Source organism: Polynucleobacter necessarius, assembly GCF_900096755.1.
Classification (GTDB): Bacteria; Pseudomonadota; Gammaproteobacteria; order Burkholderiales; family Burkholderiaceae; genus Polynucleobacter; species Polynucleobacter necessarius_K.
In genome coordinates, this window is sequence record NZ_LT615227.1 from 243,397 (window position 1) to 255,570 (window position 12,174).

At 46.0% G+C, this 12,174-nt stretch carries 10 protein-coding genes and 3 pseudogenes; 2 read left to right on the forward strand and 11 right to left on the reverse strand.

The window, feature by feature from the left end; genetic code table 11:
* Positions 1–10: 10 nt before the first annotated feature.
* From ccoN to DXE27_RS10220, 5 genes are all read right to left on the reverse strand, one after another.
* Positions 11–1,450 (reverse strand): cytochrome-c oxidase, cbb3-type subunit I, encoded by a 1,440-nt coding sequence (gene ccoN / locus DXE27_RS01270; RefSeq protein ID WP_128112591.1) that lies wholly within the window; start codon positions 1,448–1,450, stop codon positions 11–13.
* A gap of 193 nt (positions 1,451–1,643) precedes the next feature.
* The gene (gene ccoS, locus DXE27_RS01275; protein WP_128112592.1) at positions 1,644–1,796 is read right to left on the reverse strand and encodes a cbb3-type cytochrome oxidase assembly protein CcoS; all 153 of its coding nucleotides are present in this window, start codon (positions 1,794–1,796) and stop codon (positions 1,644–1,646) included.
* A gap of 9 nt (positions 1,797–1,805) precedes the next feature.
* Positions 1,806–4,238, reverse strand: a complete 2,433-nt coding sequence (locus DXE27_RS01280) for a heavy metal translocating P-type ATPase (protein ID WP_128112593.1) — start codon at positions 4,236–4,238, stop codon at positions 1,806–1,808.
* Positions 4,239–4,246: 8 nt separating this feature from the next.
* A complete protein-coding gene (locus DXE27_RS01285) occupies positions 4,247–5,185 on the reverse strand; it encodes an MFS transporter (RefSeq protein WP_231969600.1) in 939 nt (312 codons plus the stop codon).
* Positions 5,092–5,484, reverse strand: a complete 393-nt coding sequence (locus DXE27_RS10220) for an MFS transporter (protein ID WP_331852052.1) — start codon at positions 5,482–5,484, stop codon at positions 5,092–5,094. Before DXE27_RS10220 ends, DXE27_RS01285 begins: the two co-directional genes overlap by 94 nt.
* Positions 5,485–5,570: 86 nt before the next feature.
* Here DXE27_RS10220 and DXE27_RS01290 point away from each other — a divergent pair, with 86 nt between their 5' ends.
* Complete coding sequence (locus DXE27_RS01290; protein WP_128112594.1) at positions 5,571–6,557, forward strand: Bug family tripartite tricarboxylate transporter substrate binding protein; 987 nt, start codon at positions 5,571–5,573, stop codon at positions 6,555–6,557.
* A 14-nt stretch (positions 6,558–6,571) separates the two neighbouring features.
* On the opposite strand, the gene DXE27_RS01295 is transcribed toward DXE27_RS01290, so the two are convergent.
* The 6 genes and pseudogenes from DXE27_RS01295 to DXE27_RS01315 form a co-directional block, all read right to left on the reverse strand.
* Positions 6,572–6,898, reverse strand: a complete 327-nt coding sequence (locus DXE27_RS01295; RefSeq protein WP_128112595.1) for an AtuA-related protein — start codon at positions 6,896–6,898, stop codon at positions 6,572–6,574.
* 6 nt (positions 6,899–6,904) lie between these two features.
* Positions 6,905–8,262: pseudogene (locus DXE27_RS01300) on the reverse strand (acyclic terpene utilization AtuA family protein).
* A 13-nt stretch (positions 8,263–8,275) separates the two neighbouring features.
* Positions 8,276–9,032: pseudogene (locus DXE27_RS01305) on the reverse strand (2OG-Fe dioxygenase family protein).
* Positions 9,033–9,047: 15 nt separating this feature from the next.
* Positions 9,048–9,206: a hypothetical protein gene (locus tag DXE27_RS09525; RefSeq protein WP_231969601.1), complete on the reverse strand. Its 159-nt coding sequence runs from the start codon at positions 9,204–9,206 to the stop codon at positions 9,048–9,050.
* A gap of 76 nt (positions 9,207–9,282) precedes the next feature.
* Positions 9,283–9,933, reverse strand: a complete 651-nt coding sequence (locus DXE27_RS01310; protein WP_231969602.1) for a Bug family tripartite tricarboxylate transporter substrate binding protein — start codon at positions 9,931–9,933, stop codon at positions 9,283–9,285.
* A gap of 48 nt (positions 9,934–9,981) precedes the next feature.
* Positions 9,982–11,283 carry a TAXI family TRAP transporter solute-binding subunit gene (locus DXE27_RS01315; RefSeq protein ID WP_128112596.1) on the reverse strand — a complete coding sequence of 434 codons (1,302 nt, stop codon included), beginning with the start codon at positions 11,281–11,283 and terminating at the stop codon, positions 9,982–9,984.
* 127 nt (positions 11,284–11,410) lie between these two features.
* Between DXE27_RS01315 and DXE27_RS01320 the strand changes: the two are divergent.
* Positions 11,411–12,173, forward strand: a pseudogene (locus tag DXE27_RS01320) (SDR family oxidoreductase).
* The last annotated feature ends 1 nt before the right edge of the window (position 12,174 follow it).

The window sequence follows — 12,174 nt, forward strand, 5'->3', positions numbered from 1 at the left end:
CTTCTCCTTTTTAGTGTTCAGCAACGGCCATAGGAATAGGCGCGTTTACAAAAGTTTTGCCTTGCGCAGTTTTGAAGACGTTATACGCCATCAAGAACATGCCGCTCAGGTAGCATAAGCCACCCATCAAACGAATGACATAGAAGGGGAAGGTTGCTTTAACAGACTCAACGAAACTGTAGGTCAAAGTACCATCTGGCTCAAATGCTCTCCACATCAAACCTTGCATTACCCCAGCAATCCACATCGCAGCAATGTATAAAACCACGCCGATAGTAGCGATCCAAAAATGCAATTCAATCCACTTAGTGCTGTACATCTCTTTTTGGCCAACTAAACGTGGAATCAGGTAATAGAGTGAACCAATCGTAATCATGGCAACCCAACCCAAGGCACCTGAGTGCACGTGACCAATTGTCCAATCTGTGTAGTGAGACAAGCTGTTCACGGTCTTGATGGACATCATTGAACCTTCAAAAGTTGACATGCCGTAGAAAGACAAAGCAACCACCAAGAATTTCAAGATCGGGTCACGACGCAGTTTGTACCAAGCACCCGACAAAGTCATGATGCCGTTGATCATGCCGCCCCATGAAGGCGCCAGCAAGATTAATGAGAACACTGTTCCTAAAGACTGAGTCCAGTCAGGCAATGAGGTATGTTGCAGATGATGAGGGCCTGCCCACATGTACGTGAAGTTCAAGGCCCAAAAGTGGACGATGGATAAACGATATGAGTAAATTGGACGCTCAGCTTGCTTCGGGATGAAGTAGTACATCATGCCCAGGAAGCTAGTAGTCAAGAAGAAGCCAACAGCATTATGGCCATACCACCACTGAACCATCGCATCTTGTACGCCAGCATATGCAGAATAGGACTTCCACAATGAAGCTGGCATTTCCAAGTTGTTGAAAATATGCAGAATGGCAATTGTTAGAATGTATGCGCCAAAGAACCAATTAGAAACATAAACATGTTTCGTCTTGCGCTTCATGATGGTGCCAAAGAACACCACTGCATACGCAACCCAAACCAGAGTAATTAAAATATCGATTGGCCACTCAAGCTCGGCATACTCTTTTGATGTAGAGATACCCAATGGCAAAGTCACAGCAGCTAAGACGATAACCGCTTGCCAGCCCCAAAAGGTAAATGCCGCTAACTTGTCACAAAATAGACGCGCCTGACTAGTACGCTGAACGATGTAATAAGACGTTGCAAACAACGCCGATCCACCGAAAGCAAAAATCACCGCATTGGTATGTAATGGACGCAAACGACCATAACTTAACCAAGGAATATTAAAAGTGATTTCAGGCCAGATTAACTGAGCTGCAAGGATAACCCCCACAAGCATGCCCACGATTCCCCAAAGTACAGTGACGATAGCAAACTGACTAACAACCTTGTAGTTGAAGGTATCTTGATTGTTCCCCACGGTAAGTCCCATGGTTTCTCCTTTTTTGTGACCAAACAGCGACACAATCCAAATAGACTAGCTCGATTATCAAATCAAGGTCGCCGGTGGGGTTTGATCTATATCAAAAAGGATTGGGCAAATTCATGCCCGATATCTAAGAAAAACCCTTAGAATTTTAAAGCCTTTATTTGTATGGCTAATTTTGAGAGTGTTTACTAACATTTTATGGTTTTGGGGCATCATCATCCATCAGAATCGCCTCTCCCGGACCATCTAAATCATCAAACTGTCCACTTTTAATGGACCAATTCAAGACCCAGACCAAAAGACCAATTAAAAGCAGGGAAATGGGGATGAGAAGAAAGAGGCTTTCCATCCCTATAGTCTAAGCTTTTCGCAAACGCCAAGCGTTTAAAGTGACCGCCAACGACGAAATGGACATCCCAATGCCGGCAACCCAAGGATTAACCCAACCCATCATTGCGGCAGGAATTGCCAATAAGTTATAGATCAAGGCCCACAATAAATTCTCTTTAATAATTGCCTGGGTTTTATCTGCCAATATCAATGTTTTTGCCAAAGGCTCTAATGAGGCAGCAGTGAGAATGGCATCGGCTCCAGCTGCAGCTAATGGCGCACCCGCTCCAACAGCAATCGAGATATCTGCTCGTGCCAGCAAAGGGGCGTCGTTAACGCCATCACCAATAGCCCAAATAAAGCGCCCTTCTTCTTGTAGTCGCTCAATGTAGTCGTACTTATCTTCAGGAGTGCAGCCGCCTTGGTAGTGCTCGATACCAACATGATGAGCCCACCATGCAACCGTCTCACGATCGTCTCCTGAAACCAAATGCACAGCAATGTTTCTAGACTTCACTACTCTTAAGAATTGCTCTAGTCCCACCCTTGGTGTATCCAAGAAAACAAAGCTAGCGATTAACCCTTGTTCATCAGCTAAATGCACCTGACCATATTGCCCCTGTTGAGCGCCCTGATCTACACCCAACCATAATGCGCTTCCCAGTCGATAGGGCCCGGAACTTAGACCTCTACCCAAAAGATTAATAACGGGTTCGCTTAACAAAGGTAGCGTGAGTGCTTCACTTTCTGCAGTATGCAGTAATGAAAGCGCTAAAGGATGCCTCTGCCCTGACTCTAGGGCAGCAGCCAGAGCCAATGCATCCTCACGCTGATAGCCTTGACGTAGATTAATAATATCTTGTAGCTCTGGCTGACCCATTGTTAAGGTGCCGGTCTTATCGAGCACTAGGTCTGTTGCTTTCACTAAACCTTCCATCACATGGCCACGCACGATCAGTAAACCTAATTTAGTTACAGCGCCTTGAGCTGCTGCCATGGCAGTAGGTACAGCTAGCGATAAGGCACAAGGACAGCTAGCAACAAGAACTGAAACTAAAACTATCCATGCGCGATCGGGGTCAAAGTAAAGCCAAATCGCTGATGAAGCAAATGCACCAAATAATAAAAACGCAACGAAATAGGCGGCCCACTTTTCAGCAAGACTGACCATTACCGGCTTTGCAAGTAGCGCCTGGTCCAATAGTGCTGCGATTCCTGCAATACGAGTGGATTGCCCCACGGCGTCAATACGCATAAACAATGGGTTAAGAATATTGTGCGTTCCTGCATATACGCGATCGCCAATTTTTTTCTCGACCGGCTTTGATTCACCGGTTAGTAATGACTCGTCTAAGGCACTTGCATTTTCAATTAAGACACCATCGGCAGGAACCACTTCGCCAGGGGATACTCGCAACACTTCGCCAGGGTTGCAATTGACTACCGGCACAACTTCAATATCTTGTGATGCAGGGTGATTGAATGCGCGTTCACAGGTAGCAGGCAATTGTTTTGCTAACGCCTCTGCACCGCCTTGGGCATCCTGTCTTGCCAATAACTCGACATATCTTGCAGCCAAAATAAATGTCACAAACATCGTGATCGAGTCAAAATAACTTTGGCTTGATCCATTAATTAAATTAATTGTGCCGGCAATAAAAGCCAATGCGAGTGCCAGCGCAATAGGAACATCCATACCGAGCATATGCGTTTGCTTAACTGACTGGATACTGCGCCAAGCCGCCTGAAATATTGGCCCAGCTGAATACACCAGAACCGGCACCGTTAATATCCAGCTAGTCCAACCTAAGAGCACTTGAAACTCGGGGGTAATATCAGCGTCAACATAAGTTGGCCATGCATACATCATGACCTGCATCATTCCAAGCATAGCTACGCCAAGGCGCGAGAGAAGCTGGCGCCTCTCTTTTTTAGCTCTATCCAAAGATTGAGATGGCTCGAATGGCCAAGCCTCGTATCCAATGCGCTCAATTTCAAATAGCAATCGGGCCAAACTGGTTTTATCTGGAGAAAAACGCACAATGACTTTTTGAGTCACATAATTAATTTGCACATCCTTTACTCCTGCGATGCGGCGTAAGTGTTGCTCACACAACCAAACACAAGCAGCGCAACGAATTTTTTCCAAGCGCAGGGTAGTTTCGAGATCACCCTCTTCTCCAGCTGATCGCGTAAATCGTCCCCGCAATGAAGGGTCATCATAAGGCTTCAGTTTTTCTGGGATTTCATTGAGAGCAAGGTAAGCGGCAGGCTTATCACTGGATTGAACGCGCCGCGCATAGAAAACCTCTAAGCCTTCGCCATGAATGGTCTGCGCAATCGCCATACATCCAGGACAGCAAAATGATCTGGGCTCACCACCCAATTCTGCCTCGATTAAATCACCAGGAAGAATCTGGCTTGAACAGTGATAGCAAACTAGAGAATTCTTTTTGTTCATCAGATCACTCACGCACGCGCTGCACTACCCCAACCTCTGCGGCGCTCATAAATCACAAAAAGAACGCCCCAAATGACAACAGCAACGTATGCCCATATCCAAGCGGCTTGAGAGGTGCGTGAACCAGAAATATCTAAGACGAAACCAAAAATGGCTGGGCCTAATAAGCCGCCGCCAAAACCCATTAGTGAATGCAGGCCCATAGCAGCACCTTTAATATTTTCTTGTGCGCTTATCACCAAACCTGCAGTAAGGGTTGATGAATCCGCCATAATGAAAATGGCATGGCCAATGGTCAAAGCCACAATCAACCACCACGATTGACCTGTTGAGCAAGCAAATGCAACCCCTGATACAGCGCTCGTCAGCATCACAATACATACCCACTTTTGACGACCAACTCTTAAGGCAACCTCATTGCCCAATATTGATGCAGGCACTCCAAAGAAATTAATAACGCCTGCCAAGGTTGCTGCTGCCAATATAAAAGACTCTCCAGAAGCAATGGCGCAGAAAGCAAAGAAAGCCACAATCCAGCTTCGAGAGGCAAAGAGCTCCAAAGTGTGGGCGGTATATCCAAAAATAAATCCTGCCGCATTTTTATCCTGCAATACCAATTTCCATTTATCTACTGGAAAAATGTCGTGCAAGCGAATATTGATTGGCCCTTTCCACTTCTCATGCTGCAGCACTGGAATAAATAGCAGCACAATTAAAAATGCGATAAATGGTCCTAAGGCAATTAGGCCAAAGACATATTGCCAACCGAGCGCACTCAGAATCCAGCCCGAACATAAGTAAGAGAATCCTGTACCAATTCCGAAGAAGGCGGTGTAGAAAGCAATATGACGCGTTAGCTCGCCCGACTGAATACGATCAGACAAAATTTTGAGGCCTGGCATATAAGTACCAGCCAAACCTGCGCCATTAATTGCCATAAAAAACATGGCGGTCCAAAAGTTATTGGCGAGTAAACCCCCATAGCCAAAAGACCGAAAGTAGCCGATAAGCCTCCAATTAAATAAACTTTGCGTGCATCAACCCTATCTGTGAGCGCGGTGGCCAAAGGAACTGCCAACATATAACCAAAGAAAAAGGCGCTGGCAATGAGTCCAGACTGTAAATTGCTTAAATACCACTCTTCCTGCAAGGTAGTGAGCACTACTGCGTAGCAAGCAAAGCCCAATAAAGCACAAGTTTGTGCCATGAGCATAAGAGGGATGTAACCAGCCGATCGAAAGCGCATAAAGTGTCAGTAAAAACGTGAACTCATTCTACTCGCCCTAATGCCCAAAGACCCGCTACACTTATAAAAAACTAGACGGAGACAACATGAAAAACAAACTATTCGCAGGACACCTCATTAAGGCCGTTGGAGGTCTATTTATTGGTCTAAGCTGCACCCTTGCCATTGCTGACTCCTACCCTTCAAAGCCTATTAAAGCGATTGTGCCGTTTGCACCAGGCAGCGCAACCGACCAGATTGGTCGAGCCTTTGCTGCAAAAATGGCCGAGTCCTTGGGTCAACCTGTAGTGATTGAGAATCGACCCGGAGCCAATGGAATGATTGGCGCAGATTTAGTTGCAAAATCACCTGCAGATGGTTACACATTACTTTTCGGCACAAACAGTACCAATGCGGCTCTGAAAAGCTTGGTGAAAAATCTTCCCTACAACCAAGATACCGCTTTTACGCCAATTGGTTATTTTGGATCTGCACCCCTCATCGTTGCAATTAACAATGAAGTTCCAGCCAAATCACTCAATGGATTTGTTTCGCTTGCAAAAGCAGATCCTGGAAAAATGACGTTTGCTTATGCAAGTACTTCGCAGCGTGTTTCTTCAGAAATGCTTGCCAATGTTTCCGGCATCAAAATGACTGGGGTTTCTTATAAGAGCGGCCCTAATGCTGCGATGACTGATTTAATTGGCGGTCAAGTAAATATGTTTACTGCCGACTTTGCTGTGACTTTGCCACAAGTACAAGCAGGAAAAATTCGAGGTCTCGCAGTAACTTCCCTCAAGCGCTCACCAGCCATTCCTGAGCTGCCTACCGTCAACGAAGCCTTAGGTATTAAGGGCTACGAACTGATTGCATTCTTTGCGGCATTTGGACCAGCCGGCATGCCAAAAGATGCCGTAACCAAACTCAATAAAGCCATCAACGATGCTGCTAAATCAAAAGACTTGGTTGAGCGCTTTTCTGCGATGGGCTTTGAAACCCAACCTGGCACGCCCGAAGCTCTCGGTCAAAAAATTAAGCTAGAAACCACCAAGTGGGCAAAAGCCATTCAAGATGCTGGGATGCGGCCAGAATAAATTTCTAGCGCGAATTATTTTCGATCGATATTAATTTCCATTGCTAAGAGCCAGTAAGAAAGGCTCTTGCCATGGGAATCCAGATTCAAAGAGAGATTGACTCCGCCATCGAGTACATCATCAATCACAAAGTTAAAAGCCATTAAATTAGGGAGCTCATAACGCCTTACTGCGCTTGGATTTCGAAATCCAAAATGGGCTTTAACTTTTTCCTCAGTCAACTCTTTTTGCAATAAGGAAAAATCTTCAGGGTGATATGCAATCACGCTGATATTAGATCGATTACCTTCATCGCCTGTTCTAGCATGCGCAAGTTTGTACAAAGGTATGGGTTTATTCATGACTTCTCAACCCTCAAAGAACTCATAAGAAGCCTGCACCAACTCTCGAGGGATAAAGCAAACCAAAGTATTGAGACGAGGCTTCAAACTGGTTCGGACCCCGCCGCCGCCAGCAGGTCCACAGGTATAAAGCGCTGTAATTTCCCTGCATACCCTAAGCGCCTGATTGCGGTCGCCATGCGCTGCTGCAACCCGCAATCGAATGTCTTCAAAACCTTCCTTGGATTTAAATTGTGGGCCCTCTCCGATATCGCTAGAGAAAATACTGGATGAGCCAATAAAATCAATTCTTAAATCCAAACTACTTAAACGCTCTCGAAGAATATTGGCGGCTAACTGGGCGCGCTCATAAGCATTAAACCCTGCATAAGAAATTTCTGCTTCTGCTAGCCAGCCTCCATCAATGCAGACATTCGCTTTCAAAGTATCAGGCCGCGGATGACCTTGAACACCGGTTAAAAGAACCCTATCCCCACCCAGCTCAGTAATCTGCGCTTGAGTAATGTCAGCAATAACATCTGGCGTTAAATAATGTGCAGGATCGTGCAATTCATACAAGAGTTGCTCAGTTACAGTCATGCGATTCACTAAGCCCCCGGTAGATGGTGGCTTAGTTACGCAAATATTTCCTTGTGCATCAAACTCCACAATCGGAAAGCCTACATGAGCCAAGCCGGGAACATCTTTCATGCCAGGATCCGCAAAATATCCGCCGGTGACCTGAGCACCGCATTCCAAAAGGTGTCCTGCCATAGTGGCAGCACCTACGAAATCCCAGTCGTTCCAATCTTTTTTAAAGTGTGCCATCAATGGTCCAACTGTTAGCGCAGGGTCAGCCACCCTGCCTGTCACAACCACTTGCGCCCCTGCAATTAACGCATTTGCAATCTCTTGTGCGCCTAGGTAAATCTTTGCACTTACCAGAGTACTTTTAGCCAAGATCTTTTGATCTTCTGGAGAAAGCAAAGCTTCAAGATTTGAGCGAAAAGCTTCCGCCGAAACATCATCACACTTCACTATCGCAATTCGAATATTCGGAAAGCCTTTTTGCTTGGCTATAGATGCAATCAGTTTTGCAGCACCCTCAGGATTAGCGGCGCCAAAATTACCGACAATAGGAATGCCGCCATTGAGGCAGTCCGCTAAACGGGCTCTAACATCTCTGATAAGAGGGGCTCATAGCCAAGCTGAGCGTTCTGATGGCGTTCTAACTGAGCAAGGGCTAACGTTCTTTCAGCTAGGCTTTCGAAAATAAGACAGCTCGGGCCGCCTTGCCTCAACAATTCATCGACTAAAGGCTTGGCAACATCGGTACGGTCACCTGAAAACCCAGCGGCACAAGCAACACGATAGATATCAGTCACGTTTTATAAAGCTTTATTGTTGGCTGTGTTGTGGTGAATCTTGAAATCCACTAGACCTATAGGTGAGCACTAGAGTATCGCGATACCCATAATTACCTAGAGGCTGGATAGGCGTTGACTCATGAATCATGCGCTCATCATTCATGATTAACACCGACCAAGGCTGAGAGAGAGTGAAGCGCAATCTTGCGGAACCACCTGCGTCAAATATTCTGGTTTCTCCACCCTTGATGCCAGAACGATCAAGTAGAAAAACAGCAACGAAGTCGACCCCATCTCGATGGGCACCCTCTGGTGTTGGTCGACCAATGCCATCGGTTGTATCAATCCGAAATTGATGTGCCTCAACAAACCATGTGGTAACTGGTTTTAAGCCATTAAATAGATTGGCTAATCCCCGCAATACAGATTGCCATGCCGGATCTTTCAACAGATCGGCCTGAACCCGGTTCAAACCAGCGTTCAATGCCACCATGCAGTGCGTTGTAATTTAATGACTGCCAGTGCGCACGATGCGGCACTAAATGAAGATGATCGCCTTTGATTTCATAACTGGCATGCCGACGAAAACGGTAGCGACCACCATCTTTCAAATAAGGATCACGAGGCAAGCCCTCCCAAAACTGCGTTAGACCTTGTAGCGCAGGAAGCGAAGTCTTGCTGATTTCTGCCACGGTCTCAGCAGATGCCACAACATAGCCATTGCTACGCAAAGAATTTGCAAGCTCTTTAGCCGATGTTAGTGGTGGCGCTAGTGTGGCGTTAGTCATGAACTTATTTTAGAGCTAATCGAGCTGAGCCCCTGATGCCTTCACAATTTTTGCCCACTTAGCTAATTCCTCCTTTAGCAGAAGACCTAACTTAGCAGGCGGCACTGGATTTAAGTCCAATCCCTGGGCAGTGAGCTTCTCGCGAACATCTGCCCTGGTCATGACTTTATCCATTGCCTGCTGATTTTTCTTCACTTCACAACATCTACATTTACGCCCATTGGGGCAAATGTAGCAACCCAAACCTCTCCTACGCAATCGGGATAAGTTTCAGCAATCGTCGGAATTTCAGGGGCGGCACTAGAGCGCTTAGCTGAGCTAATGGCACTTGCCCACCTAAAACATCGTTAATTGCAGGGGCTACTCCTTTGTAAGGAATGTGCTGCATCTCAATGCCGGCACTCGTATTGAGCATGGCACCCAATAAGTGACTAATTGTCCCATTACCTGCAGAAGCGTAGGACAACTCCCCTGGCTTCTTTTTAGCCGCGGCGACAACATCTGCCAAAGTTTTATAAGGTGATCCTGGTGGTGAAACCAATACGTATGGTGTAGCGCCAATGTAATACAACGGCACAAAATCATTGACTGGATCAAAACCAGGGTTCTTATACAAAGAAGGGTTGATTGCTTGAGCGCTATTGATTGTGAGAAGTAAGGTGTAACCGTCCTTAGGCGCGCGAGCTACGCTTTGAGTGCCGATATTGCCACCGGCACCAGGTCGATTCTCAACCACAATAGAAGTGCCAAGCGCCTCCCCATAAGCTGGAGCGATCAGGCGCGCAACAATATCGTTTGTGCCGCCCGCAGCCTGCGGAACCACAAGAGAGATGGGTTTATTTGGATAAGGCTGTGGTGCCCAAACAGCAACCGAAAAGAGCCCTCCCAAAACTGACGCCAAAACTATATTTACTTTTTGTTTTATTCATTTTTGTCTCCTAACTTCAAATTACTTATGTAAATTTAAACGTGCTCGCACATCCCCCACATGCCCCTTGAGGTCATATAACTCTTTAGCATCCAACATAGAAACTTTGATATTGCCAACCCGCTTTTCGATAGACTCTAGATCCTTCAGATTCTTTTCTCTCAATTCTGGGTTTAAAGCATTTCTCTCCACAACTTTCAACTCCTCATATACCTGCGCAAGCTTTAATCTAAGGAAGAAATTCTTCGCTGATGGAATATAGGTGAACAACGGAATCAAGATCACCAACAATGGGATCACAATTTTCACAAAGCGCCCCACCCATACCGCCGTCCAGAAAGGTAGATGGCGATGCAAGAATGAGGGTCCATCTTTTAAATAGATTTCAGCATCCACATGCAAAGGAAAATCTAAACCTGCCCCAGATGGAAACTCGCCTATTTTTTGCAAGCGCGAATAAGACTTCAAAATGTCGTAGGAGGCACCTAGTAATAAGGAGACTAAGGCAGGGCCAATGTCATCCTTAGCCACCAGAGTAGCTGTGGCAGCAATCACCTGAATATCTTGTCGCGGTAAGTCATGGGCAATACTAAGAAGTCCTCTGGGCACCGTGACCTTAGATAAATATGGCAGGTTACGTGTATAAGCATCTGCCTGCTCAAAGTTCATTAAACGAATTCCAGGGATTTCGTAAAACTTTTGCAAAATGGGGGCCTCTGCAGCCGCCACGATAAAGATGGCGTCTAATTCGCCACTCTTAAATTTGGCAATTGCCTCGTCCGGCTTTAATTTCTGCGCTTGCATATCTTCTGCAGACATACCGCCAATCTTTAATAAGGCATCGCTCAGAGCCAAGGTACCGCTGCCTTCATTGCCAATCGATACTCGCTTGCCTTTTAATTGACCCAAAACTCTTAATTGGCCGCCATCATTTTTAAAGGCACTTTCGCGGTACCAAACCCAAATCGGCTCATAAAACATACCTACTACAGAAACCAAATTAGGGTATTTAGAAACATCGGCAACGCCGCCCTGCACCATCGCAAAATCTACGCCAGAGGCTGGGTCATTGAGAAGCGCGAGATTATCAACCGTCCCCCCAGTTTTTTTCAGCTCGAGATTGACACCATCATGACCTAGCTCAGCTTTTAAGCGCTCGCCAAATTGGTAATAGAGCCCCGTTGGAAATCCAGTAGCCATCTCAATGACTTTGGGTGGGGGCGGAATGAGGATCCATAAAACCCCAAAAATAACGATTAAAACCGCAAAAAATGCAGCAACGATGGCTAGAGGGTTATAAATTTGTCGTTTGATGGAATTCATGAAAGTCTCGAATATTGAGGTGTTGGTTTTTTGCATTATGCCCCGATGACAATAATAGGGAAAAGATTGAAATCCTGCCAATTAAATCGAGATAAGATGGGGTTTTTCTGATCTACCCAAAATATCAATGAATGCAATCACAACAAAAGTAGCCCTAGTGACCGGTGCCGGCACTGAAATCGGCAAAGCAGCGGCAAATTCACTCCTTAAAGGTGGCTACCAAGTCGTATTAACTGGACGTAATTTAGATCGACTTCATCAAGCAATCAGCGACATTGGTGGAAATCAAAATAATTGTCTCGCCATAGCCTGTGACGTAGGGAAACCCGAGGACGTCAAAAAACTATTTGCACAGCTCAAGACCAAATTTGGCAGGATCGATGTGCTCTTTAATAATGCCGGCATGGGAGCACCTGCGATCCCGATGGAAGACCTGACTTATGAGCAATGGATGAATGTTGTAAACGCTAATCTCTGTGGCGCATTTCTGTGTTCACAAGAGGCTATTCGCATGATGAAGGCCCAATCACCTCAGGGCGGCAGAATTATTAACAATGGGTCAATTTCAGCACATGCCCCAAGACCGATGTCTGCCCCCGTATACAGCAACTAAGCATGCTATTAGCGGCTTAACCAAAACAATTGCATTAGATGGACGTCCATTCAATATTGCATGTGGTCAGATTGATATTGGCAATGCTGCTACAGAAATGACCGAACGCATGGCTGCTGGCATCATGCAGGCAGATCAAACCATCAAGGTTGAGCCTCGCATGGATGTTAATCATGTGGGGGAAGCAGTTCTTCATATGGCCCAGCTACCACTTGAGAGCAACATACTCTCAATGACCATTATGGCCACCAATATGCCTTTTGTAGGTAGAGGCTAAA

Bases quoted from the DNA above. Each gene is read 5' to 3' on its own strand.
- DXE27_RS01280 (WP_128112593.1), bottom strand. From the start codon at position 4,238: ATGAACAAAAAGAATTCTCTAGTTTGCTATCACTGTTCAAGCCAGATT.
- ccoN (WP_128112591.1), bottom strand. From the start codon at position 1,450: ATGGGACTTACCGTGGGGAACAATCAAGATACCTTCAACTACAAGGTT.
- DXE27_RS01290 (WP_128112594.1), top strand. From the start codon at position 5,571: ATGAAAAACAAACTATTCGCAGGACACCTCATTAAGGCCGTTGGAGGT.
- DXE27_RS09525 (WP_231969601.1), bottom strand. From the start codon at position 9,206: ATGGATAAAGTCATGACCAGGGCAGATGTTCGCGAGAAGCTCACTGCC.
- DXE27_RS10220 (WP_331852052.1), bottom strand. From the start codon at position 5,484: ATGCGCTTTCGATCGGCTGGTTACATCCCTCTTATGCTCATGGCACAA.
- DXE27_RS01295 (WP_128112595.1), bottom strand. From the start codon at position 6,898: ATGAATAAACCCATACCTTTGTACAAACTTGCGCATGCTAGAACAGGC.
- ccoS (WP_128112592.1), bottom strand. From the start codon at position 1,796: ATGGAAAGCCTCTTTCTTCTCATCCCCATTTCCCTGCTTTTAATTGGT.
- DXE27_RS01315 (WP_128112596.1), bottom strand. From the start codon at position 11,283: ATGAATTCCATCAAACGACAAATTTATAACCCTCTAGCCATCGTTGCT.
- DXE27_RS01285 (WP_231969600.1), bottom strand. From the start codon at position 5,185: ATGTTTTTTATGGCAATTAATGGCGCAGGTTTGGCTGGTACTTATATG.